A 23,717-nucleotide genomic window follows, 5' to 3' on the forward strand; every position below is an offset into this window, starting at 1 on the left:
CAAACAACGTGAACTCGCGGCGGCGGATATCCCGCCCGCCACGGACCCGTGTCCTTTTGGTTATTCCTCGTCGAACCAATGGGCGCGGGCACGCATGATGAGATCGCTGGCTTCCTGCTCGGTCAGACCGGCGATTTCCGCCAGTTCGTCCGTCGCCAGTTCGGCCAGATCATCACGCGTATGCACTTGACGCTCGGCCAGCTTGGCAGCCAGTTCGGGCGTCATGCCTTCGAGTTCGAGCAAATCCTGCGCGGTCTCAAGGCGCTCTTCCTGGGCGATCGCCTCGGTCAGCAGCGCATTGCGGGCACGGGCGCGCAACTCATTGATGGTGTCTTCGTCAAAGGCCTCGATTTCCAGCAATTCCTGCATGGGCACGTAGGCGATTTCCTCGATACCGGTAAAACCTTCGTCGATCAGGATGTCAGCGACTTCCTCGTCGACGTCCAGCTTGCTCATGAACGTGGAGCGCAGGCCCGAACGCTCGACTTCCTGGCGGTTCAGGCTTTCTTCCGGCGTCATGATGTTGATCTGCCAGCCGGTCAGCTCGGAAGCCAGGCGGACGTTCTGGCCCTTGGCGCCAATGGCCTTGGGCAGGTTTTCCTCGTCCACCACGACGTCCATCGCGTGCTTGTCTTCATCAACGACGATGGACTCGACGTTGGCCGGCGCCAGGGCGCCGATGACAAACTGAGCGGGGTCTTCCGACCACAGCACGATATCGACCTGTTCGCCGCCCAGCTCGTTGCGCACGGCGGTCACGCGCGAACCGCGCATGCCCACGCAGGTGCCGATCGGGTCGATGCGCTTATCGTATGCCACCACGGCGATCTTCGCACGCACGCCGGCATCGCGGGCCGCGGCTTTGATCTCGAGCAGGCCTTGCTCGATTTCGGGGACTTCGTTCTCGAACAGCTGGCGGATGAATTCCGGTGCGGTGCGCGACAGGATCACCTGCTGGCCGCGCGCGGCGTGGTCTACGCGCAACACAAAGGCGCGAACGCGGTCGGCCACCCGGAGGTTTTCCTTCGGGATCATTTCGGAACGCGGCAGGCGCGCTTCGATCTTGCCGGTTTCGACGATGGCGTCGCCCTTGTCCATGCGCTTGATCGTTCCGGACACGATGGTTTCGCCACGGTCCAGGAAGTCGTTCAGCACCTGTTCGCGCTCGGCGTCGCGGATCTTCTGCAGAATGGCCTGCTTGGCCGCCTGCGCGCCGATGCGGCCGAACTCGATGGGTTCGAGCGGCTCTTCGATGTACTCGCCTTCCTTGATGCCGGGAACGATTTCCAGCGCGTCCGACAGCATTTCCTGCTTGTCGGGCTCTTGCAGGCCTGCCTCATCGGGCACGACCAGCCAGCGGCGGAAGCCTTCGTGATCGCCCGTGTCCCTATCGATGGCGACACGGATGTCAGCATCATCCTTGAAGCGCTTTTTCATCGCCGAGGCCAGCGCGCTTTCCAGCGCTCCGAACACGACGTCGCGCGTGACGTTCTTTTCACGCGCCAAGGCATCGACCAACAGAAGAATTTCGCGACTCATCGCTTTTTGCCCTTGAAATCCAGAACGGGATCCAGTTTTGCACGTTCGATATCGTCGACCGTGAAATTCAACACCTGGACTTCGTTCTTTTTTGCCTCAAATTCGAGACCGAACACGGTCTTTTGCATTCCAGCAGCCGCGTCGGAGGCTGCGGCATCGTCTTCGGGCACCGTCAGGGTGCCGGCAAAGACCTTGCGGCCGTCCAATGCCTCGCGCAGCTTGATTTCGATGCGCTCGCCTGCGAACCGGCGGAAGTCGGCCTCGTTGCGCAGCGGGCGGTCGACGCCCGGCGAACCGACTTCCAGTCGTTTGTAGTCGACGTTCTCGACTTCGAACACCCGCGACAACTGGCGGGACACCTGTTCACAGTCTTCGATGCGCACACCGCCGACCCGATCGATCGTGACGCGCAAAAGGCCCAGGGCGGCACGCTCGACGTCCACGAGTTCGACGTCCATGCCGGCCAGAGCCTCTTTGGTCAATGCGAATAAATCAGCCATATACTCAAAAAAAATGGGCTGCACGCCCAGCCCACCGTATTGCACAGCGCCCAGCCGCCACCCTACTGCACGTAAGGAGCAATGCTGGGCAGTGCCCTATATTGCGACCTAAATTTGGCTTGCGCCGCCCAGGCCATTAAGACCGCCGCCCCAACCCGCAATTCGGGCCAGGCAGCACCAGGCGCAAAGTCCGATGCAAACTGCCAGGCTCTCGCCGCCCCCTGTATTTGCGTGCTTTTTCCTTGCGGGCACGCAAAAGACAACGGCGCGAAGCCATGAAAACCATTGATTTTACCAGATAAACTGGAAAAACGCCTGATTCGTCGCGGGCTTACGCTTATGCGGGACATATCCCGCGCGGCGGCGCGTCCGGCGCGCCGCCCGCGGACCTTCAGCGCCCCTGACGACCGCGCCCGCCCATCACACCGAGACGGGATTCGTGCGCCGAAGCGCCGCGCGGCTGCCAGTCATCGCCACGCGGAGACGACGAGGCATTGCGGGGTGCGCGCGGCTTGCCGCCAGCGTTCGGCCCCTTATTGCCGCCGGCGCCGCCCGACTTATTGCCGCTACGGCCGCCACCAGCGCCTGCCGGCTTGCCGCCACGACTGCTATTGCCACGCGCGCCGGCAGGCTTGCCGCCAACCGGCCGACGACCGCCGGCCGGCGCTTCCGCGACGTTGCCGGCGCCAGCCTCGACCGACATGGCATTGCCAGGCTGACCGCCTGCCGCAGCCGCGCGCGGACCGCGCGGCTTGCCTCCGGACTTGCCGCCAGGCTTGCCCCCGCCCTGCTTGCCGCCAGCCTTGCCGCCGCCCGCTCCCGTTGCGGAACGGCCGCCGCCAGGCTTGCCGCCCTTGCGGTTGCCGCCAGCGCCCTCTCCCGACAGGGGGTGGCCATTGGCGTAACCGCCAGCAATCATCAAGCCCGTGCCAAAAGGATCCGACGGACACGCGGCCGCCTGGCCTGCGCTGCCCAAGCGGCCGCCTTGCAGCTTGCCGCGGCGGCCGATGCGCGCGCCGTTCATGCCGTTGCGGTCCATGGTGCCGAAACCCGGGGGCAGCGCGCTGTCATGAGATTGCGGCTGCTTGGAGCGGCGGCGGTTGCCGCCGGATTCGTCGTCGTCGCGCACCAGGCCCAACTGGACCATCAAGGCCGTGACCAGGGAAGAATCCAGCTCTTCCCAGCGGCCGCGGCGCAACGTACGCGGCAGGACCACGTCGCCAAAACGGGTGCGGATCAGCCGGCTGACCGTGACGCCCACGGCCTCGAACATGCGGCGAACCTCACGATTGCGGCCTTCCTGCAGCGTGACGCGATACCAGCGGTTGCTGCCGTCGCCGCCCAGGTAGTCCAAGGCGCCGAAGGCAGCCATGCCGTCGTCCAGCTCGATGCCGTCGACCAGCGACTGGCGCTGGGCCTCGTCCATCTCGCCCAGCACACGCACCGCGTACTCGCGCTCCGTGCCGTAGCGCGGATGCATGATGCGGTTGGCCATGTCGCCGGAGGTCGTGAAGATCAACAGGCCTTCAGTATTCAGGTCCAGGCGGCCGACCGACAGCCATTTACCCGTGCGCAGCTTGGGCAGACGGGCAAAAACGCTTGCGCGGCCACCCGGGTCGTCGTGGCTGACGATCTCGCCGGCGGGCTTGTGATACAGGATCACGCGCGGCGGCTTTTTCGTGTTGACGCGCATGATGGGCTTGCCGTTGACGCGCACCTGGTCATTGGGTGCCACGCGCTGGCCGATATGGGCCGGCTCGCCATTGACCGACACGCGGCCCGCGACGATCAGTTCTTCCATTTCGCGGCGCGAACCGATGCCGGCGTCCGCCAGCACCTTGTGCAGCTTGGGCATGACCGAATCGCTGTTCAGGTACTTGCCCAGACGCTGCTCCATGCGGTCAGCGGTTTCCAGGTACGACAGCGCCTGCTCGGCTTCCTGCTCGGTGCCGCGCGATTCCTGCGGCTCGGCCTGAGGGGCGGCGGCCGCCGCGGGCTGCGCCTCGCCGGCCGGCGCCTGCTCGGCGGCGGTATCGCCGCGGCGGCGGCGGAACGGCGTTCTCAGCTTGCGGCCCCTGCCGCGGGCTCCCGTCTCGCCTTCAGCCGCCGGCTCACGCGCGGCGGATTCCGGCTGGCCGTTGGAAACGGCATCATCCGAACGGGGATTGTCGTCCTGCATTGCTGTATTCGTTGTCACTGGGACAGCTCCGAATTTCAAACTTGGGTGGGCCTGCCTGCGGCAGGCTCGTCATCATCTGGGGACGCCGGCTCTCGATCGGTCTCGGGCCGCTCGAAGCCTGCCTCGTCCGATTCCGGAGAGGCGGCATCCGGGCCAGGCCGAACAGGATCGGCAAGACCGGAAGCGGGCTCATGCCCGGCGGCGTCAGGCGCCGCGGTATCGGTCTCGTCAATCGGGTCGGTCGGTTCCGCGTGTTTTGCGTTCTCGACGTTTTCCTTTGCAGCGCCGGCTTCTGGGGCATCGGCGGCCATATCGGAAATGTCGTTGTCAGCCGTATCGTCGGGAAAACCGGACGTGGCTGACGTATTGGACAAGCCTTCGGCTTGCTCCCGGACGGTGGATTCGTCGGCGGGATCCGCGCCTTCTTCTGTGCGCGAAAGCATGGATTCTACGCTATCGACGGGAGCGATGGGTATATCCTGTTCCGAAACAGACAATTCCGCAACCGGAATACTGCTTTCGGACACGTCGGGCTCGCCTGCCGTGACCGCAGGTTCGCCCTCGGGACGAGCCTCGGCTTCGCCGCCAGCCCCGCCCTCGGCACTTATCTCACCTTCGGCACCTTGCTCGACCTCGGCAATGGCTTGGTCGGCTGCCTCGGCGCCCTCGGCAGACGCATCAGCCTCTGCGGCGGGCGCTTCCCCACCCAGCACCTGCTGCACTTCGCCCAGGTCCAGCCCGGCGAGCGCCGCAGCGGCCTGCGCGGATTCCAGCGCCGGCAATTCGTCCAGGGCGCGCAGGCCCAGGTCATCGAGAAACTGGCGTGTCGTGCCGAACAGCGCCGGACGGCCCGGCGCGTCGCGGTGGCCGATGACCTCGATCCAACCGCGGTCTTCCAGCGCCTTCACGATCTGCGAAGACACGGTGACGCCGCGGATATCCTCGATGTCGCCACGCGTCACCGGTTGGCGCCAGGCCACGATGGCCAGCGTCTCCATCACGGCGCGCGAGTACTTGGGCGGCTTTTCCGGATTGAGGCGCTCAAGGTAGCGCTGCATGCGCGGACGGCTCTGAAAGCGCCATCCGGTGGCCAACTGCACCAGTTCCAGCCCGCCATCGGCCCAATTGGCCTGCAGCGTTTCCAGAAGCGTGCGCAATGCGCTGTTGTCGAATTGTTCATCGTCCCCGAACAGCTTGCGCATATCGGACAGTTGCATCGGCTGCGCCGCGCAAAGCAGCGCGGTTTCCAACACGAGTATTGCCTCGCTATCGTTCATCGACATTCAAATTCAAAAAGGGCTAACTTGCGCTAGGTTGAAAATAAGGCTACTATTCATTTCTCAGACGCGGGGTGGAGCAGTCTGGCAGCTCGTCGGGCTCATAACCCGAAGGTCGTAGGTTCAAATCCTGCCCCCGCAACCAAATTGATTCAGGCCTGGCGATTTCGCCGGGCCTTTTTCATTTGCGGCGCCGGAAAAAATCAGCGAGTCCGGCAAACCCGACCGCACCAGCGCGCGCGGCGCGCCAGCACAGACACCCGCCGCCGCGCCGGCAGCCTCGGCGGCTCGCCAGCAACAGACAGCATTGGTTTGCGTAGTTCTCACGGGATTCCTGTGTTTACCGCCATGCGCCCCGGGTAGAGGTACCCTGGACATGTGCCGAAACGACCGCGCCAATCGGGATTGAGCGGGATGCCTGCCGCGCCTGGCGCAGCAAACACTCAAGCAAATTCTGGAAAAGCCGGCACAAATCGCCAGCCAGCCCGCGGAGCACGCCGGCAACCCGGCGCCGCTTTCCTGCGGCAATCGATATCAAGGACCTGAATCATCGAGGCTCGGGCGCCACGGACAGACCGCCGCACCCCACAAACCCGATATGTTTCCCCTGGCGCACGCGAAAAACCGGTTCCGCGATGCCGCGGCTCACCCGAGCCGCAACCACGATTCTTGGATGTTTTCTAACTACACACAGCAGGCATCCGCCGACCGCGCCCAACATATTCAAGCAGTTGTTTCATTATACCGCCATATACCCCACCCTCAAGCCCGCACGGCGCCTTGCGCGGCGCAAAAACTACGGAGCAGGCTTGTCCCATGGCGTGGACTCCAGGCGGCTCACGAGAAAATCCAGCATGGATCTCAAGATCAGGGGCATCTGGCGACGCGAGACATAAACGCCGTAAATGCCCAACTCCCGGGGCTTGCTTTGGGTCAGGATGGCCCGCAGGCGGCCCGATGCGATGTCGTCCGCGGCATAGTAGGTCGGCAACATCGCAATGCCCGCGCCCTCCAGCGCCGCGCGCGCCAACACCGAGACCTCGTTCGCGCTGATATTGCCGCTGACGGGCACATCCACCGGCTCGCCATCGCGCTCGAAACGCCACAGGCTCTTGCCGAAATACGAATGGGTCAGACAGTTGCGCAAGGACAGGTCTTCGATGCGCGCCGGCACGCCTTCGCGCTGCAGATACTCGGGCGAGGCGCACACCACCGAGCGGCAGACCGCCAGCTTGCGGGCAATCAGGTTGGGATCCAGGTCGTTGGTGATGCGTACAGCCAGATCCACGCGCTCTTCCACCAGGTTGACGGCGCGATCCACCAGCATCAGGTCGACCGAGGTGCCCGGATGCAGCTTGACGTAGTCGGTAATGGCGCTGGCCAGATGGCGCGAGCCGAACGACATGCTGGTGGTGATGCGCAGCAGGCCGCGGGGCGTATCGTCCGGGGTCGATACCGCATTGCGCAGATCCCCCACCATGTCCAGCATCTGCCGGCAGCGCGGCAGCGTTTCGGCGCCGGCGGGCGTCAGGCTCAGACGCCGCGTCGTGCGATGCAACAGGCGCACCCCCACCCACTGCTCCATTTCCGCGAGATAGCGCGACACCATGGCGCGCGACATGTCCAGATGAATCGCCGCCGCCGACAGGCTGCCCCTGTCAGCGACTTCCACGAATACCTGCATGGCTTTCAAACGATCCATGATTGTCTCGATTCTTGCACCAGACCGCTCCGGTTATACCGTATTTCGGCGCAACATCGACACCATAATCGAGACCGCCGCCCGCGAACCCTGACCGGGCCAGACGTTCAGACGCAGGCGTTCAAGAGGTCGGCTGCCCGAGCGCGACACTCAGGGCAGCACGGACCTCGCCCGCCTCAAGCCCCCGCAAGATGCAGACCAGCCGCGACACCCGCCCCTCGTCCGGCCATCGCTCCAGCTGATTGATCGGATAGAGCTCGCCATGCACGCCATGCACCTCGCACGGCAGCGCCTCGCCCTCGAAGCACACCAGCCCCTTCACGCGCAGCAAGCCCTGCCCATAGCGCTCCAGGACCCGCGACATGCCGGCAAGAAACGCCGCCCGTCCGACGGGAGCGGCCAGTACCAGCGAGAAACTGCCCACATCCCCATGAACGGCGCTCCGCGGCTGCGCGAAGGGCCGCAACCAATTCGCCAGAGCGACGCCATCGCGCCTGGCCTGCAGATCGAGACCCGCGCGCAGCGGATCCGCAAGCGGCGCATCGGGCCATTGCACGCAGCGCCGCGCCCCTGGATTGATCGCGACCACCGCCTGCTCCAGAAGATCCAGACTCGCCGCGTCCGCCAGATCGGGCTTGCTGAACACCACGACATCCGCCAGGGCCAGTTGCCGCAACGCTTCGGGCTGCCGTTCCAATTGGTCCGATCCGCCGCGCGCGTCCGCCAGGACGATCGCGCCCCGGTACGCATAGCGCTCGGCGAGGAAGCGGTCGTGCTTGAGGGTGAACAGGATGGGCGCGGGATCGGCCAAGCCGCTGGTTTCGATGATCACGCGACGAAAGGGCTTGATCTTGCGGCTGAGCGCCAACATGAATAACTCGCGCAAGGCTTCGACCACCGCGCCGCTGACGACGCAGCACAGGCAGCCGCCCTCGATCAGGACGATGTTGTCGCGGGCCTGGCGCACCAGGTGATGGTCGACGCCCACCTCGCCGTATTCGTTGACGATGACAACGCTATCGGCGTACGACGGATCCCGCAGCAACCGGTTGAGCAGCGACGTCTTGCCGCTACCCAGGAAACCGGAGATCACCGTCACGCCTATGCGCTTGTCGTCCATACCCGATCTTCCATGCAAGCCATTCCGATGAAGAAAACCAAAAGGGCCATTCACTTGCGTGAATGGCCCTGAATTCTTTGGCTCCCCGAGCTGGGCTCGAACCAGCGACCTGCGGATTAACAGTCCGTCGCTCTACCGACTGAGCTATCGGGGAACTGCTAAGAAACGAGATTATGAACTAAAAATTCGAACTGTGCAAATCGCTGATTTTTTCGCCTGTTTGGCCTGCTTGGTTTCCCATCGCAAAAAAACTCTGATATGATCTCGGTCTTTCCAGATCGGACCCCATAAACAGGGTGACGGACCGGAAAAAAACAAAGATGTTTTGCTTGCGGTTCTTACAAGAGAAAAGCGGAGCAAATGGTCTTGCCGGCATAGCTCAGTTGGTAGAGCAGCGCATTCGTAATGCGAAGGTCGTAGGTTCGACTCCTATTGCCGGCACCAGATTCCAAAAAGCAGCCCTCTCGGGCTGCTTTTTTCATTTCCGCGCCGGTTCGCGCACCACCCTTCCCCCGCTCCGCCCGGGAACTCCCGCCCGCCGCCATGCGTCCAACCTGCTGGACCATCCTGGCGGACATCACCATGCGCATCCTTCTAGTCGAAGACGACCTCATGATAGGCGAGAGCGTGCTGGACTGCCTGCGCGCCGAGCACTACGCCGTAGACTGGGTCAAGGACGGCAATGCCGCGGAACTCGCGCTGCGCACCGATACCTACGACCTCATACTCCTGGACCTGGGCCTGCCCAAGCGCGACGGCCTGTCGCTGCTGCGCGATCTGCGCACGCGCAAGGACCGCACGCCGGTGCTGATCGCCACCGCCCGCGACGCGGTGAGCGACCGGATCGCGGGACTGGACGCCGGCGCCGACGACTACGTGGTCAAACCCTACGACGTGGATGAACTGCTGGCCCGCATGCGCGCCCTGATCCGCCGCAGCGCGGGCCGCGCGGAACCGGTGTTCGAGCACGAGGGCATCACCATCGACCCCCAGTCGCACGCCGCCATGGTGGACGGCGCTCCGGTCACGCTGACCGCGCGCGAATGGGCGGTGCTGGAACCGCTGATCGCGCGCCCGGGCATGATTTTTTCGCGCGCCCAGCTGGAAGAAAAGCTGTATAGCTGGAAAGACGGCATCAGCAGCAACGCGGTTGAGGTTTATATTCATGGCCTGCGCAAGAAGCTGGGTCAGAACCTGATCCAGAACGTCAGAGGCGTCGGCTATGTCATCCCCAAAACATGAGCATTCCGCTTAGCTACTCACTGAGAGCCAGGCTGCTTTTCTTCCTGTTGGCCGCCATCATGGTCGGCGCGCTGGTGCAAGGCGTCATCGCCTACCGCAGCACCCTGGCGCAGGCCGACGATATCTTCGACTCGCTGCTGCAGCGCACCGCCCTGTCGCTGGGCACGGGCGACGGACTGCTCAGCACAGGCCCGGCGCACGCGCGCGGCGCGGGATCGCCCGTGGCGGACGACCTGATCATCCAGATCTGGACACCCGACGGCGTGCGCGTCTTCAATTCCCGATCCCGCCGGCCGTTGCCGGACCAGATCATCCTCGGCTTCTCCGACGCGAAGATGGAGGGCAGCACCTATCGCGTGTATTCGCTGGCCACGCCCTTCCAGGTCATCCAGGTGGCGCAGGACATGGCCGTGCGCACCAGCATGGCGCGCGCGCTGGCGCTGCGCACCATCGCCCCCATCGCCGCAGCAGCCCCCTTGCTCATGCTGATCGTCTGGTGCGTGGTCAGTTGGTCGCTACGGCCGGTAAAGCGCGCGCGCTCCCAGGTTGCGGCGCGCCAGCCCGAAGACCTGTCGCCCGTCAGCGTGGAGGGCCTGCCCGATGAGATCCGGCCGCTGGTGCTGGAACTGAACCTGCTGCTGGAGCGCATGCGCGGCGCCTTCGCGCAGCAGAAACAGTTCGTCGGCGATGCGGCGCACGAACTGCGTTCGCCCCTGACGGCGCTGCGCCTGCAGTTGCAGGCCCTGCAACGCGCGGGCGATGCGGATGCGCGCCGGCTTGCCGAACAACGGCTGGCCGCCGGCATCGACCGCGCCACGCGCCTGGTGGAGCAACTGCTCTCCCTGGCGCGCCACGAAAGCGCGGCGGGACAGGCGCCCGCCGAAGCCGTGGACCTGGCCGACGTGCTGCGCCAGGCGCTCTCTGAAATGCTGCCCCAGGCCAACGCCAAGTCACTCGGCATCGATCTGGACGGCGCGCCGCAAGCCTGGGTGCAGGGACACCGCGACGCACTGACGCTGCTGGTCCGCAATCTGCTCGACAACGCGATCAAATACACGCCCGCCGGCAAGCGCATCCACCTCCATCTGGAACAGACTTCCGCTGAAGCCGCCCTGCTGATCGACGACGAAGGCCCGGGTATCGCCCCTGAAGAACGCGAGCGCGTGTTCGACCGCTTTTACCGCGTCGAAGGCAATGCGCAGCACGGTAGCGGCCTGGGGCTGGCGATCGCGCGCAGCATCGCCGACCAGCACGGCGCCACCATAGAACTGCAGGACACGCCGGCTGGCTCAGGCCTGCGCGTGAAGGTGGTTTTTCCGACTTAAGGCTCGCCTAAGTGTCAGGCCCGAAGATAGCGCCATGTCCTTCAACATGAACGCAGGAGCCGACATGAAGACCACCCAAATGAAACCCTCGCGCCTGGTGCTGGCGCTGCTGGCTGCCGGCGCCATAGGCGGCGCGGGCGCAACCGCCTTCACCGGCGGCGTTTCGATGGCGGCCAACGCGCCGGCCATCACCTCCTCCATCCAAACGCCGGGCACGTCCAGCCCGCCGAATTTCGCGCAGATCACGCGCGACTTCGGCCCGGCCGTGGTGAACATCAGCGTCAGCGGCACGCGCAAGGTGTCGGCCGACGAAGGCGATCCCTTCGCCCAGTTCTTCGGCCAGATTCCCGGCGCGCGCGGCCAGCGGCCTGCGCGTGAAGTACCCATGCGCGGCGAAGGCTCCGGCTTCATCGTCAGCGCCGACGGCATCATCCTGACCAATGCGCACGTGGTCCAGGACGCCAAGGAAGTCACCGTCAAGCTGACCGACCGCCGCGAATACAAGGCCAAGGTGCTGGGCTCGGATCCCCAGACCGACGTGGCCGTCCTCAAGATCGACGCCAAGAACCTGCCGGTGGTGAAGGTGGGCGACGTCAACCAGCTGCAGGTGGGCGAATGGGTGCTGGCCATCGGCTCGCCCTACGGCCTGGAAAACACGGCCACTGCCGGCATCGTCAGCGCCAAGGGCCGCTCGCTGCCCGACGACACCTCGGTGCCTTTCATCCAGACGGACGTGGCGGTCAACCCCGGCAACTCGGGCGGCCCGCTGTTCAACGACCGCGGCGAAGTCGTGGGCATCAATTCGCAGATCTACAGCCGCACCGGCGGATTCCAGGGCCTGTCGTTCTCGATCCCGATCGATGTGGCCTACAAGATCAAGGACCAGATCCTGGAACACGGCAAGGTGCAGCACGCCAGGCTGGGCGTGACGGTGCAGGAAGTGAACCAGGACCTGGCCAACTCCTTCAAGCTGGATACGCCCTCGGGCGCGCTGGTTTCCAGCGTGGAGAAAGGCAGCGCAGCCGACAAGGCCGGCCTGCAGCCCGGCGACGTGGTGCGCAAGATCGACGGCAAGACCATCGTGTCCTCGGGCGACCTGGCCTCCACCATCACGCTGGCCACGCCGGGCGAGAAGATCAAGCTGGACGTCTGGCGCAACGGCTCGCAGAAGGAGCTGGTCGCCACCCTGGGCGGCGTGCCCAAGGACAAGACGCAGGCCTCGGCGGGCGACCAGGAGGTGCAGCGCGGTCAGCTCGGCCTGGCGCTGCGGCCGTTGAGTCCGCAGGAGCAGCAGGCGGCGGGCACCGAGGGCTTGCTGATCGAACGCTCGATCGGACCGGCCGCCAAGGCCGGGATCGAACCGGGAGACGTGCTGCTGTCGCTGAACGGCGTGCCGGTGCACAACGTCGCGCAGGTGAAGGACGCGCTGTCCAAGGCGGGCAAGACGGTCGCCCTGCTGGTGCAGCGCGGCGAAGACAAGATCTTCGTGCCGGTGCAGATCGGCTGAGCCGGTCCACACCCGGCTAGGCGCTACTCCGCGTCGGGCTGCTTGCCCGGCGCGGCCGCGTCGAATGCCGGCAACGCACGGCAGGCGGCATCGATGCGCACGACGTTGGGCATGGCCGACAGGTCGCAGTCGAAACGCTGGGCGTTCGCCACCTGAGGCACCAGGCACAGGTCGGCGATCGTGGGCGTATCGCCGTGGCAGAAGAGGCCGGTGGCGGAAGAGCCCGCCAGTTGCGCCTCCAGGGCTTCCAGGCCCTGATGCACCCAGTGCTTGTACCAGGCGGTCTTGGCCGCCTCGTCCACGCCCAGGGTGTGCTTCAGGTACTTCAGCACGCGCAGGTTGTTCAAGGGATGCGTGTCGCAGGCAATGCCCAGCGCCAGGTCGCGCACCCGCGCGCGGCCGACCGCGTCCGCCGGCAGCAACGGCACTTCGGGATGCGTTTCTTCCAGGTATTCGATGATGGCCAGCGACTGGCCGATGACGGCGTCGCCATCGACCAGCGTGGGCACCAGCGCGGTCGGATTCACCTTGCGGTAATCCGCCGACAGTTGCTGGCCGCCGTCCTTCAGCAGATGCACGGGCAGGTATTCGTAGGGCAAGCCCTTCAGGTTCAGGGCGATGCGCACGCGGTACGCGGCCGAGCTGCGAAAGTAGCTGTACAACTGCATGAAGTCTCCTTGATTTTCTGTTGCGGCGCCGCGCATGCGCGCGGCGTCCGTCTGCTTATTCCAGCGATTCCGTCTGCGCCGACTTGCGGGACAGCCCCTTGGGCAGCGGGAACGCCACATTCTCTTCCAGGCCGGGCATGGTGCGTACCGAGACCGCGCCCAATTCCTTGACGCGGTCGATCACCTGCTGCACCAGGATCTCGGGCGCGGACGCGCCCGCGGTGACGCCGATGCGCTTGCGGCCCACCAGCCAGGCAGGGTCGATCGATTGTGCGCCGTCGATCAGATAGGAAGCGACGCCCTTGCGTTCGGCCACTTCGCGCAGCCGGTTGGAGTTGGAACTGTTGGGACTGCCCACCACCAGCACCAGGTCGCAATCCGGCGCCATCACCTTGACCGCGTCCTGGCGGTTCTGGGTGGCGTAGCAGATATCGCTTTTCTTGGGCTCGACGATATTGGGGAAGCGCTCTTTCAACGCCCGCGACACGGCCGCCGCGTCGTCCACCGACAAGGTGGTCTGCGTGACGTAGGCCAGGTTCTCGGGATCGGTCACTTGCAGGCCGGCGACGTCCTCGACGGTCTCGACCAGGTACATGCCGCCCTGGGCCTGGCCCAGCGTGCCTTCGACCTCGGGATGGCCCTTGTGGCCGATCATGATGATCTCGCGGCCGGCGGCGCGCATGCGGGCCACCTCGATGTGGACCTTGGTGACCAGCGGGCAGGTGGCGTCGAACACGCGCAGCCCGCGGGCTTCGGCTTCGGCCCGCACCGCCTTGGACACGCCGTGCGCCGAAAACACCACGATGGCGCCGGCAGGCGCGTCGTCCAGCTCGTCGATGAAGATGGCGCCCTTGGCGCGCAGGTCTTCCACCACGTAGCGGTTATGGACGATTTCGTGGCGCACATAGATGGGCGCGCCGTGCAGTTCAAGCGCGCGCTCGACGATGTCGATGGCGCGATCCACGCCGGCACAGAAGCCGCGCGGCTGCGCCAGCAGGACTTCGGCGTCGGCGGCGGTGACAACCTGGCTCATCAGAGGACTCCCAAGAGCGCCACGTCGACCCGCAAGCTGATGCCCGCGAGCGGGTGGTTGAAATCGAACAGGGCCGATTCGTCGTTGATTTCCTTCAGGACGCCCGAATAGCGGCCGCCATTGGGCGCGGTGAATTCCACCAGGTCGCCCGGCTCGAAGGCGGCGTCGGCGCCAGCATGCTCGGCCAGCATGGCGCGCGTGACGCGCTGGATCAGTTCGGGGTTGCGTTCGCCGTAGGCATTGGCGGGTTCCACCGTGACGCTGAAGCGCTCGCCTTCAGCGCGGCCGACCAGCGCGGCTTCCAGCCCGGGCGCCCATTGGCCGCTACCCATCTGCAGCGTGCCGGGACGGCCGTCGAAGGTATCGGCGAACACGGAATCCTTGCCCGGTCCCGAGGCCAGCGTGATGCGGTAGTGCAGCGTCAGGTAGGAATCCGGACGGACCAAAACGTTCACTTCATTAGAGGCGATGCTCAAGATCTGCCACCGTATATGCAATTGAATAAACCTTGATTTTAGAGCCTCTTATGAAATTGTCCGACCGGCTGCCCAAACACGAGCGTCCCAGGGAGCGACTGCTGCGCCACGGCGCCGCCGCGCTCCAGAACTCGGAACTGCTGGCCATCGCCCTGCGCACCGGCGTTCCCGGCCTGGACGTGGTGGAATTGGGCAACCGGCTGCTGGCCAGATTCGGCGGCCTGCGGGGCCTCCTGGGCACGACGCCCGAGGAGCTGACCGCGGTTCCCGGCCTGGGAACCGCCAAGGCGTGCATGCTGGCCGCCCTGCTGGAACTGGCCCGCCGCGCCATCGAGGAAGACCTGGCCCGCAACAGCAACCTGGATCACCCGCTGCAGGTAAAACAATATTGCAAGATGGCGCTGGGGCACCGCCAGGTGGAACACTGCATTGCGCTCTACCTGGATAACCGCCTGCGCCTGATCGCCACGGGCGAACTGGCGCGCGGCACCCTGTCCCAGGCATCGGTCTATCCCCGCGAGGTCGTGCGCGAAGCCCTGCGCCACCACGCGGCGGCCCTGATCATCGCCCACAACCATCCGTCCGGCCTGGCCGAGCCCAGCGCCGCGGACCGCGGATTCACCCAGCACCTGAAGCAGGCGCTCGCCCTGGTGGACATCCGGCTGGTGGACCACCTGATCGTGGCCGCCGGCACCGTCGTGTCCATGGCCGAACTCGGCGGCCTTTAGGGGCTGCGGCCGGCGCCCGAATTCGTTAGACTAGCGCCCGCAATTGTTTTAGGCTTAACGCATCTCTCGACCCACCCCGCCTGACATGAAACGCTTGTGGGACATCTCCCCGCCCGTCTCCACGGCGTCGCCAGTCTTTCCTGGCGACACGCCGTACCGCCAGCAATGGAAATGGTCGCTTGCGCCCGGCTGCCCGGTCAACGTCAGCGAAATCACCATGTCGCCGCACATCGGCGCGCATGCTGACGCGCCCCTGCATTACCAGAACGGCGCCGCCGCCATCGGCGCGGTGTCCCTCGAACCGTTCCTCGGGCCCTGCCGCGTCATCCACGCCGTCGACTGCGGCCCCCTCATCACGGTGGACCACCTGGCCCATGCGGCCTTGAACCTGCCGCCCCGCGTGCTGGTCCGCACCGCCAAGCACGCCGCGCAGGACTGGTGGACCGACGATTTCTCCGCCTACGCGCCCCAGACCATCGAATGGCTGGCCGAACGCGGCGTCATGCTGATCGGCCTGGATACGGCCAGCATCGACCCCGCCTCCAGCAAGACCCTGGACAGCCACCACACGATCTTGCGGCACGACATGCGGGTACTGGAGAACCTGGTGCTCGACGATGTGCCGGAAGGCGATTACGAGTTGATCGCACTGCCGTTGGCGCTGGTCCAGGCCGATGCCAGCCCGGTTCGCGCCGTCTTGCGCGAACTGTAGGCTGGTCCGCTGGCCATGGCGGCCGATCCGAAGTCGGCCGCCGGTTCTGGAAGCACGACCATGAAAGACCATTCCGATTTGCATGCGGCGCTTGCCTGCGTCCGCCCCCACGCGCCCTCGTGGCGCGCCCTGCCCGCCTCGGCCCGCCGCGCCGCCCCGCCCTGCAAGGGAGGTCGCGCATGAGCCACTCCGAACGCCCCGAGGACATCGTCCGCCAGGAAAAAGCGCAGCTGGATTTCACGCGCGACATGACCTACGGCGATTACCTGCATCTGGACGAACTGCTGGGCGCGCAGCATCCGCTGTCGCCCGAGCACAACGAGATGCTTTTCATCATCCAGCATCAGACCAGCGAACTCTGGATGAAGCTGATGCTGCACGAACTGCGCGCCGCCATCGCCAACGTGGCCGCCGACCGGCTGCAGCCCGCCTTCAAGATGCTGGCCCGCGTCAGCAAGATCATGGAACAGCTGGTCCATGCCTGGGACGTGCTGGCGACCATGACGCCGCCCGAGTATTCGGCGCTGCGCCCCTATCTGGCGCGTTCCAGCGGATTCCAGAGCTATCAGTACCGCCAGGTCGAATTCCTGCTGGGCAACAAGAACGCGGCCATGCTCAAGCCGCACGCACACCGCGAGGACCTGCTGGCCCAGGTGCGCAGCGCCTATGAAGCCCCGTCGCTGTACGACGAGGCGCTGCGGCTGCTGGCGCGCCACGGCCTGGACGTGCCGGCCGACCACCTCGAGCGCGACTGGACCCAGCCCTACCAATCGTCGGCTGGCGTGGAAGCCGCCTGGCTGACGGTCTACCGCCAGCCCGACCGCTACTGGGACCTGTACCAGCTGGGAGAAAAGCTGACCGACCTGGAAGACGCGTTCCGCCTGTGGCGCTTCCGCCACGTCACCACGGTCGAACGGGTCATCGGCTTCAAGCGCGGCACCGGCGGCACGTCGGGGGTGGATTACCTGAGGCGCATGCTGGAAGTGGTGCTGTTCCCCGAGATCTGGAAGCTGCGCACGGATCTCTAAGCGCCGAAAAAATCCGTCCCCAATTCCTGGCAAGGACCGCCCCGCTACGCGGCGAGTCCTTTCCTCTTGGCCTGGCCAAAATTCCCATGCTAGAATTTGGGGTTACTTTTTGGATACGTGGCTGGAACAGTCGACGAGTATCCGGCCGCTGGGCAAACCCGATCCGCATGTCGACGGGTTCGCCAGGCTGGCGGGACACCGGACACCCGGCTGGCGACCCTAACAACTTGCAAGGCTCGACCGAGCCCTAGGAAAGCACCATGAAAGAAGGCATTCACCCCGAATACCGCGAAGTCGTCTTCGCCGACCTGCAAACGGGCAACAAGTTCATCACCCGTTCGACCGTCCAAACGCGCGAAAGCATCGAACTGGATGGCAAGACGTACCCGCTCTTCAAGTGCGACGTGACCTCCGAATCGCATCCGTTCTACACGGGCGCCCAGACGCGCATCGTCGAAACCGGCCGCGTGGAAAAGTTCCGCGCCCGCTTCGCCCGCACCGCAGGCACGGTCAAGTCCGCTTCCTGATCTGTCGCTCCCCCGGGAGCCGCAGCGAAAAGGCAGCCTCCGGGCTGCTTTTTTTTCTCCCTGGCCGTCCGATTCTGACGCTGGGTACTAGCGCAACCAGACCACTCGGTTACATTAACGCCCGTGTCCCCACTTTCCATTTCCACTCCGGCCCGGCTCACGTCCGTGGCCACCGCGAAACTGCCCAGACTGATACTGCTGGGCTTGTCGCTGGCCTATATCGTGGCCGGCCTGTTCATGCGCGACCCGTGGAAAACAGACGATGCCGTGGGGCTGGCGACCATGATCACGGCGATCCGCGAAGGCGGCATCACCTGGCTGCTGCCGCAGGTGGGACATCTGGCGCACGCCGAGGAAGGCCCCCTGATCACCTGGGTGGGCGCGATCTGCATCTGGCTGTTCGGCCCCTTCATCGGCGACATCACCGCCGGCCGCCTGCCCAATCTGCTGTGGTTCGGCATCACCGCCACCAGCGTCTGGTACGGCACCTATCTGCTGGGCCGACGCGCCGAGGCGCAACCGCTGGCCCTGCCCTTCGGCGGCGAACCTGAGCCGCGCGACTACGGACGCATGCTGGCGGACGCCGCGCTGCTGTTGTTGCTGGCCACGGTCGGCATCCTGCAGCGCACCCACGAAACCACCGTCGTACCCGCCATCATGGCGTGGCAGGCGCTTGCCTTCTATTCGCTGGCGCGCAGCATAGACCGGCCGTTCACCGGCAGCACCACTCTGGGCATCGCCCTGGCGGCCAGTTTCCTGACCCGCGGCTGGGTCGGCGCCATCCCCATCATGGTGGGCGCGGCCCTGGCGTTCTATCCGCGCAGCCGGCTGTGGAAATGCCGCCGCTGGCTGCTGTGGGCCGCGCTGCTGGCCGCCGTTCTGATCCTGGCCTGGTGGATACCCGCCAGCCAAAGCAGCGAGTACTGGATCCGCAACTGGAAGATCTGGAACCTGTCGTCCTTCACCGTGCCGCCCTGGCATGACATCGGGCGCACCCTGCGCGATCTGCCCTGGTACCTGTGGCCGACCTGGCCGCTGGCCCTGCTGGCCATCTGGCGCTGGCGCGCCTGGCTCTACGCGCCGCACATCTGGCTGCCCCTGGCCCTGCTGGTCTGCTCGGCGGTCGTGCTGTTCGGCTTGGAAGAAGCTTCCGATTCCGAATATGTGCTGCTGGCCGTGCCCTGCGCGGTGCTGGGCGCGTTCTCGCTGCCCACGCTGCGCCGCGGCGTGGTCAACACGCTGGACTGGTTCGCCGTCATGTGCTTTTCGCTGACGGCCACCACGGTCTGGCTGGGCTGGGTCGCCCTGCACTTCGGCTGGCCGGCGCAGATTTCCCGCAATATCGCCCGCCAGACCACCGGCTACGAACCCGAGATCTCCTGGGTGGCGTTCGCGCTGGCCGTGGGCTTCACCGTGGGCTGGATCGCGCTGGTGGTGTGGCGGCTGCGGGTACGGCCGCAGGCGTTGTGGCGCGGCACGGTGCTGTCGGCCGGCGGCCTGACCGTGACCTGGATCCTGCTGGTGCTGTTGTGGCAACCGGCCGTGGACTACGCCCGCAGCTACCGCACCGTGTCGGGCCAGCTGGCCCATGCGCTGAAAGAGAACGCGCGCCCCGGCGAGTGCGTGCGCGGGCTGAGCCTGGGCAGCGGGCAGCGCGCGTCGTTCCTGATCTTCGATAACCTGACGTTCACGTTCGACTCCAAGTGCACGCTGGTGCTACAGCAAACCAGCAATCAGAGCTTGCGCGACAACACCGCCGCTTACAGCGACGGCGCCGAGGTGCTGTGGCAAGGCGGCCGGCGCGCCGACCGCCAGGAAGTCTTCCGCCTGCTGCGAGTCGGCGCCCCCCGATGACGCCCGCTCCCGCCGCGCCGATGAGTTTCGGCGCCACCCTGCGCGGCATCGCCAGGCAGGCCTGGCCGGTGCTGGTCAGCCAGTGGGCCGGCATCTCCTTCGGCGTGCTCGACACCGCCATGACCGGCCATTCCAGCGCCGCCGACCTGGCGGCAATGGCGCTGTCCGCGTCGATCTACATCACTATCTTCGTCGGACTGATGGGCGTGGTGCACGCCCTGATTCCCATCCTGGCCCAGCACTTCGGCGCAGGCAACAACCTCGAGGTCGGCCGCAGCTGGGGCCAGGGCGTCTGGCTGGCGCTGGGCTTGTCCGTGGTGGGCGCCGTGCTGATGCTGTTCCCCAACATGTGGCTGTCCATGTCCGGCGAGGTCGCTCCCGGCGTGCGCGAACGCATCGGCTCGTATCTGCAGGCCCTGGTGCTGGCCCTGCCCGCCGCGCTGGTGTTCCGCACCATCTACGCGCTGGGCACGTCGGTCTCGCGGCCCAAGCTGGTCATGGCGATCAACCTGACGGCCATTGGCTTCAAGGCCTTCTTCAACTGGCTGTTCATCTACGGCAAGCTGGGATTGCCCGCCATGGGCGCCACCGGCGCCGGACTGGCCACCGCCGTGGTGTCGTGGATGAGCCTGGGCCTCGGCTTGTGGGTCATCACCCACGACCGCTACTACCGCCGCTTCAAGCTGCACGTCGGCAAGCCCGACTGGAAGACGCTCAAGGAACTGCTGCGCCTGGGCATCCCCATGGGCGGCTCCTACCTGGTCGAAGTGTCGGCCTTCACTTTCATGGCCCTGCTGGTGGCGCGCGAAGGCACCTATGTGACGGGCGGCCATCAGATCATGTCGAACCTGGCCGCGCTCTGCTACATGATGCCCATGGCGCTGGGCGTAGCCACGGCGGCCCTGACCGCGCAGGCCATCGGCGCGGGCAACCTCGCCCATGCACACCGCACCGGCATGGCCGGCCTGACGCTGGGCATACTGGGCGCGCTGTTGACGGCGGCGGTGCTGCTGGCCGGCCGCCCGCTGATCCTGGCCGCCTACACCGACAACCCCGAGGTGGCCGCGGTGGCGACCACGCTGCTGGCCGTCCTGCCCCTGTTCCACCTGTTCGACTCGATGCAGTGCATCAACTCCTACCTGCTGCGCGCCTACAAGGTCGCGGTGGTGCCGCTGCTGCTGCAAGTGGTGGCGCTGGCGGGCGTGGGCCTGGTCGGCGGCTGGTGGTTCGGCTTCGGCCCGGGCCGCGGCGGCCTGGACGGCGTGCGCGCCATCCTGGTCCCTGGATCTCCCCAGGGCGCCGGCAGCATGTGGCTGATGGCCATGGTCGGCCTGGGACTGTCGGCGGCCTTGCTGCACTACTGGTACCGGCGCATCGTGCGTGGGACGATCAAGTAAAAAAAGCAGCCTTACGGCTGCTTTTTTTGACTGCTACCTACAAGAAGCAGCCGCCCCGCCGACGAGCCGCCCCCTCGGGGGCAGTTAGCCCGCGTAAGCGGGCGCGGCGTGGGGGCCCTTTTTCCCCGCCGGGCCGCCCCAAGGGGAAAACGCCCCCTCGGGGGGCAGCTAGCCCGCGTAAGCAGGCGCGGCGTGGGGGCCCTTACTATTTCGGCCGCTTGTCGATCACGCGGCGCGCCTTGCCGGTCAGCGTGCGTTCCACATGGCCCGCGTCCGACACCTGGATGCGCGCGCTCACGCCGATGTGCGTCTTCACGGCATGCTGCAGCTGCTTGCCCAGATTCGTGCGGTCCGCATCCGACAGCGTCGAGAATTCGGCGCGCAGTTCGGTCAGGATTTCCAGCTCGTCCATATTGCCGGTGCGCGACAGCACCAGCTGGTAATGCGGCGCCAGCTGGGCGATCTTCAGGACCAGTTCCTCGACCTGGGTCGGGAACATGTTCACGCCGCGCACGATCAGCATATCGTCGCTGCGGCCAGTGATCTTGCCGATGCGGCGCATGCTGCGCGCGGTGGGCGGCAGCAGGCGGGTCAGGTCGCGGGTGCGGTAGCGGATGATGGGCATCGCTTCCTTGGTCAGCGAAGTGAACACCAGTTCGCCCGGCTCGCCGTCAGCCACGGGCTCGCCCGTGTCGGGATTGATGATTTCCGCGTAGAAATGGTCTTCCCAGACCACCGGACCGTCCTTGGTCTCGACGCATTCGCTGGCCACGCCCGGCCCCATCACTTCGGACAGGCCGTAGATGTCGACGGCGTCGATGCCGGCTTCGGCCTCGATGTCGGCGCGCATCTGCCCGGTCCAGGGTTCGGCGCCGAAGATGCCGATGCGCAGCGAGCTTTGACGCGGATCAATCCCCTGGCGGCGCTGTTCCTCCAGAATATTGCAGAAGTAGGAGGGCGTGACCATGATGATGTCCGGACGGAAATCGTTGATCAGCTGCACCTGTTTTTCGGTCTGTCCGCCCGACATCGGAATGACCGTGCAGCCCAGGCGTTCGGCGCCGTAATGCGCACCCAGGCCGCCCGTGAACAGGCCGTAGCCGTAGGCCACGTGCACCGTGTCGCCGGGCTTGCCGCCCGCCGCGCGGATCGAGCGCGCCACCAGGTTGGCCCAGTTGTCCAGGTCGCCCTTGGTGTAGCCCACCACGGTCGGCTTGCCGGTGGTGCCGCTGGACGCGTGGATGCGCGAAATGCGCTCGCGCGGCACGGCGAACATGCCGAAGGGATAGTTCTCGCGCAGTTCCTTCTTCGTGGTGAAGGGGAACTTCGAGATATCGGACAGCTGCTTCAGGTCGTCAGGGTGTACGCCGGCTTCATCGAAAGCCTTCTTGTAGTGCGGCACGTTGTCGTAGGCGTGCTTGAGCGACCATTTCAGGCGCTCGAGCTGCAACGCGCGCAGCTCATCCTGGCTGGCATGCTCGATGGGGTCCAGCCCCGGCTTGCTCATGGTGTTGGACATGGTTATCTCTCTCCTGAAATTCTCTCTGCGCGGGGCCTGATCGCGGCGGGCATATGCCCTGCCCGCTCGCTGCCCGGCCCGCGGCCGTATAGCTTTGGTTGGCTGGCTGCCTCAAGCGTCCGCGGGAACGCCGACGATCTGGCCCTTGATGCGGTAGGAACGGCCGCGGAACAGCGCCACGTTGCGTCCGTCCTGGTTGGTGACGGTGACGTCATAGACGCCGGTGCGGCCGGCCAGCGAGCGCTCCTGCGCCACCGCGGTCAACAGATCGCCTTCGAAGCCCGGGGCCAGATAGTCGATGGTGCAGCCCGAAGCGACGGTGCTGACGTTGCGCGAATTGCACGAAAAGGCGAACGCGCTGTCCGCCAGGGCGAAGATGAATCCGCCGTGGCAGGTCTTGTGGCCGTTCAGCATGTCGGGACGCACGCGCATGGTCAGGCGCGCGTAGCCCGGCGCCATTTCCTCGACTTTCATGTCCAGGCCCTGCGACGCCGCGTCGCCCGCGTACATGACGGTGCCGACGGCTTGCGCCAGCTCCTGGGGATCGGCCGGCACTTCGACCTCGGGAACGTGTGCGTTCATTCTTATTGCCCCTTGAATTGCGGTTCGCGCTTGCCCAGGAAGGCGGCCACGCCTTCCGCATAGTCCGCGCTGCGGCCGAGTTCGCGCATCATGTCGCGCTCCAGGTCCAGCTGCGTGGACAGGTCATTGCCCAGGCTAGCCTGCATGGCCCGCTTGGTGAACGCCAGGCCCTTGGTCGGCGCCTTGGCGAAATGCTGCGCCAGGCGTTCCAGCGTCGCATCGAATTCCTCGTCCGCCACGCATTGCCAGATCAGGCCCCACTCTTCGGCCTGCTTGGCGCTGAGCTTGTCGCCCAGCATGGCCAGGCCCATGGCGCGGGCGCGGCCCACCAGGCGCGGCAGCACGAAGGTGCCGCCGGTATCGGGAATCAGCCCGAGGCGGCAGAACGACTGGATGAACGTGGCCGAAGCCTTGGCGATGACGATATCGCCGGCAAACGCCAGGTTGGCGCCCGCGCCGGCGGCCACGCCGTTCACGCCCACCACGACGGGCATGGGCAGGGCGTTCACGCGGCGCACCAGCGGCCCGTAGAACTTGTCGACGGTCTCGCCGAGGTCGGGCGGCGTGCCGTCGGCGGCGGGCTTGCGCTCGCTCAGGTCCTGGCCGGCGCAGAAGCCGCGGCCCGCGCCGGTCAGCACCAGCACGCGCGCGCCTTCGGTCTCCACGCGCGTCAACGCGTCGGCCACTTCGCCGTGCATGTTGGCGGTGAAGCTGTTCAGCTTGTCGGGACGGTTCAGCGTCAGGCGCGCGATGCCGCCCGACAGGTCGAATTGGATATCCTGGTAGCTCATGTCAGCGGCCC

21 protein-coding genes and 3 tRNA genes are annotated in these 23,717 nt (G+C 65.9%); 11 read left to right on the forward strand and 13 right to left on the reverse strand.

What is annotated here, in order from left to right; translation table 11 throughout:
* Window positions 1-60 precede the first annotated feature (60 nt).
* The 4 genes from nusA to scpB form a co-directional block, all read right to left on the reverse strand.
* Complete coding sequence (gene nusA / locus IAG39_RS22645; protein ID WP_118934803.1) at window positions 61-1,539, reverse strand: transcription termination factor NusA; 1,479 nt, start codon at window positions 1,537-1,539, stop codon at window positions 61-63.
* Window positions 1,536-2,039, reverse strand: coding sequence for a ribosome maturation factor RimP (rimP, locus tag IAG39_RS22650; protein WP_059379281.1), 504 nt, complete (start codon window positions 2,037-2,039; stop codon window positions 1,536-1,538). Before rimP ends, nusA begins: the two co-directional genes overlap by 4 nt.
* Before the next feature lie 391 nt (window positions 2,040-2,430).
* A complete protein-coding gene (locus IAG39_RS22655; RefSeq protein WP_187774060.1) occupies window positions 2,431-4,218 on the reverse strand; it encodes a pseudouridine synthase in 1,788 nt (595 codons plus the stop codon).
* Window positions 4,219-4,253: 35 nt separating this feature from the next.
* On the reverse strand, window positions 4,254-5,501 hold the full coding sequence (gene scpB / locus IAG39_RS22660; protein ID WP_118934228.1) for an SMC-Scp complex subunit ScpB: 1,248 nt from the start codon (window positions 5,499-5,501) through the stop codon (window positions 4,254-4,256).
* A gap of 62 nt (window positions 5,502-5,563) precedes the next feature.
* Between scpB and IAG39_RS22665 the strand changes: the two genes are divergently transcribed.
* Window positions 5,564-5,640: transfer RNA gene (locus IAG39_RS22665), tRNA-Met, on the forward strand.
* A gap of 651 nt (window positions 5,641-6,291) precedes the next feature.
* Here the strand turns inward: IAG39_RS22665 and IAG39_RS22670 are convergent.
* From IAG39_RS22670 to IAG39_RS22680, 3 genes are all read right to left on the reverse strand, one after another.
* Window positions 6,292-7,197: a LysR family transcriptional regulator gene (locus tag IAG39_RS22670; RefSeq protein ID WP_118934226.1), complete on the reverse strand. Its 906-nt coding sequence runs from the start codon at window positions 7,195-7,197 to the stop codon at window positions 6,292-6,294.
* 121 nt (window positions 7,198-7,318) lie between these two features.
* Window positions 7,319-8,317 (reverse strand): CobW family GTP-binding protein, encoded by a 999-nt coding sequence (locus tag IAG39_RS22675; protein ID WP_118934224.1) that lies wholly within the window; start codon window positions 8,315-8,317, stop codon window positions 7,319-7,321.
* Window positions 8,318-8,395: 78 nt separating this feature from the next.
* Window positions 8,396-8,471: transfer RNA gene (locus IAG39_RS22680), tRNA-Asn, on the reverse strand.
* A gap of 214 nt (window positions 8,472-8,685) precedes the next feature.
* On the opposite strand from IAG39_RS22680, the gene IAG39_RS22685 reads away from it, so the two are divergent.
* The 4 genes from IAG39_RS22685 (at window position 8,686) to IAG39_RS22700 (ending at window position 12,391) form a co-directional block, all read left to right on the forward strand.
* Window positions 8,686-8,761, forward strand: a tRNA-Thr gene (locus IAG39_RS22685).
* 138 nt (window positions 8,762-8,899) lie between these two features.
* The gene (locus IAG39_RS22690; RefSeq protein WP_059379341.1) at window positions 8,900-9,559 is read left to right on the forward strand and encodes a response regulator; all 660 of its coding nucleotides are present in this window, start codon (window positions 8,900-8,902) and stop codon (window positions 9,557-9,559) included.
* On the forward strand, window positions 9,556-10,884 hold the full coding sequence (locus IAG39_RS22695; protein ID WP_118934222.1) for an ATP-binding protein: 1,329 nt from the start codon (window positions 9,556-9,558) through the stop codon (window positions 10,882-10,884). Before IAG39_RS22690 ends, IAG39_RS22695 begins: the two co-directional genes overlap by 4 nt.
* A gap of 64 nt (window positions 10,885-10,948) precedes the next feature.
* Complete coding sequence (locus IAG39_RS22700) at window positions 10,949-12,391, forward strand: DegQ family serine endoprotease (RefSeq protein WP_059379342.1); 1,443 nt, start codon at window positions 10,949-10,951, stop codon at window positions 12,389-12,391.
* 23 nt (window positions 12,392-12,414) lie between these two features.
* Here the strand turns inward: IAG39_RS22700 and maiA are convergent, their stop codons facing one another.
* From maiA to IAG39_RS22715, 3 genes are read right to left on the reverse strand one after another with little or no spacing between them, the layout of a single operon-like run.
* Window positions 12,415-13,059: a maleylacetoacetate isomerase gene (gene maiA, locus IAG39_RS22705; RefSeq protein WP_054450982.1), complete on the reverse strand. Its 645-nt coding sequence runs from the start codon at window positions 13,057-13,059 to the stop codon at window positions 12,415-12,417.
* 55 nt (window positions 13,060-13,114) lie between these two features.
* The gene (gene ispH / locus IAG39_RS22710; protein ID WP_118934220.1) at window positions 13,115-14,092 is read right to left on the reverse strand and encodes a 4-hydroxy-3-methylbut-2-enyl diphosphate reductase; all 978 of its coding nucleotides are present in this window, start codon (window positions 14,090-14,092) and stop codon (window positions 13,115-13,117) included.
* Window positions 14,092-14,568 carry a peptidylprolyl isomerase gene (locus IAG39_RS22715; protein ID WP_118934218.1) on the reverse strand — a complete coding sequence of 159 codons (477 nt, stop codon included), beginning with the start codon at window positions 14,566-14,568 and terminating at the stop codon, window positions 14,092-14,094. The genes ispH and IAG39_RS22715 overlap by 1 nt, the downstream gene beginning before the upstream one ends.
* Window positions 14,569-14,618: 50 nt before the next feature.
* Here IAG39_RS22715 and radC point away from each other — a divergent pair, with 50 nt between their 5' ends.
* The 6 genes from radC to IAG39_RS22745 all read left to right on the forward strand — a co-directional run bounded on the left by radC (window position 14,619) and on the right by IAG39_RS22745 (window position 20,814).
* Window positions 14,619-15,296, forward strand: a complete 678-nt coding sequence (radC, locus tag IAG39_RS22720) for a RadC family protein (protein WP_118934216.1) — start codon at window positions 14,619-14,621, stop codon at window positions 15,294-15,296.
* 85 nt (window positions 15,297-15,381) lie between these two features.
* Window positions 15,382-16,008: an arylformamidase gene (kynB, locus tag IAG39_RS22725; RefSeq protein WP_059379291.1), complete on the forward strand. Its 627-nt coding sequence runs from the start codon at window positions 15,382-15,384 to the stop codon at window positions 16,006-16,008.
* Between the two features lie 179 nt (window positions 16,009-16,187).
* Window positions 16,188-17,036: a tryptophan 2,3-dioxygenase gene (kynA, locus tag IAG39_RS22730; protein ID WP_054450977.1), complete on the forward strand. Its 849-nt coding sequence runs from the start codon at window positions 16,188-16,190 to the stop codon at window positions 17,034-17,036.
* Window positions 17,037-17,296: 260 nt separating this feature from the next.
* Window positions 17,297-17,563 (forward strand): type B 50S ribosomal protein L31, encoded by a 267-nt coding sequence (locus IAG39_RS22735; protein WP_054450976.1) that lies wholly within the window; start codon window positions 17,297-17,299, stop codon window positions 17,561-17,563.
* Window positions 17,564-17,686: 123 nt separating this feature from the next.
* Window positions 17,687-19,417, forward strand: coding sequence for an ArnT family glycosyltransferase (locus IAG39_RS22740; RefSeq protein ID WP_059379293.1), 1,731 nt, complete (start codon window positions 17,687-17,689; stop codon window positions 19,415-19,417).
* Complete coding sequence (locus IAG39_RS22745) at window positions 19,414-20,814, forward strand: MATE family efflux transporter (RefSeq protein WP_059379294.1); 1,401 nt, start codon at window positions 19,414-19,416, stop codon at window positions 20,812-20,814. The genes IAG39_RS22740 and IAG39_RS22745 overlap by 4 nt, the downstream gene beginning before the upstream one ends.
* 205 nt (window positions 20,815-21,019) lie before the next feature.
* Here IAG39_RS22745 and paaK read toward each other — a convergent pair whose 3' ends face one another.
* The 3 genes from paaK to paaG all read right to left on the reverse strand — a co-directional run bounded on the left by paaK (window position 21,020) and on the right by paaG (window position 23,706).
* Window positions 21,020-22,333, reverse strand: coding sequence for a phenylacetate--CoA ligase PaaK (gene paaK, locus IAG39_RS22750; RefSeq protein ID WP_059379295.1), 1,314 nt, complete (start codon window positions 22,331-22,333; stop codon window positions 21,020-21,022).
* Between the two features lie 111 nt (window positions 22,334-22,444).
* On the reverse strand, window positions 22,445-22,915 hold the full coding sequence (gene paaI / locus IAG39_RS22755) for a hydroxyphenylacetyl-CoA thioesterase PaaI (protein ID WP_059379296.1): 471 nt from the start codon (window positions 22,913-22,915) through the stop codon (window positions 22,445-22,447).
* Window positions 22,916-22,917: 2 nt separating this feature from the next.
* Window positions 22,918-23,706, reverse strand: a complete 789-nt coding sequence (paaG, locus tag IAG39_RS22760) for a 2-(1,2-epoxy-1,2-dihydrophenyl)acetyl-CoA isomerase PaaG (RefSeq protein ID WP_059379297.1) — start codon at window positions 23,704-23,706, stop codon at window positions 22,918-22,920.
* Window positions 23,707-23,717: the final 11 nt, after the last annotated feature.

The sequence above is a fragment of the Achromobacter xylosoxidans genome, assembly GCF_014490035.1.
In the GTDB taxonomy this organism is placed as follows: domain Bacteria; phylum Pseudomonadota; class Gammaproteobacteria; order Burkholderiales; family Burkholderiaceae_B; genus Achromobacter; species Achromobacter bronchisepticus_A.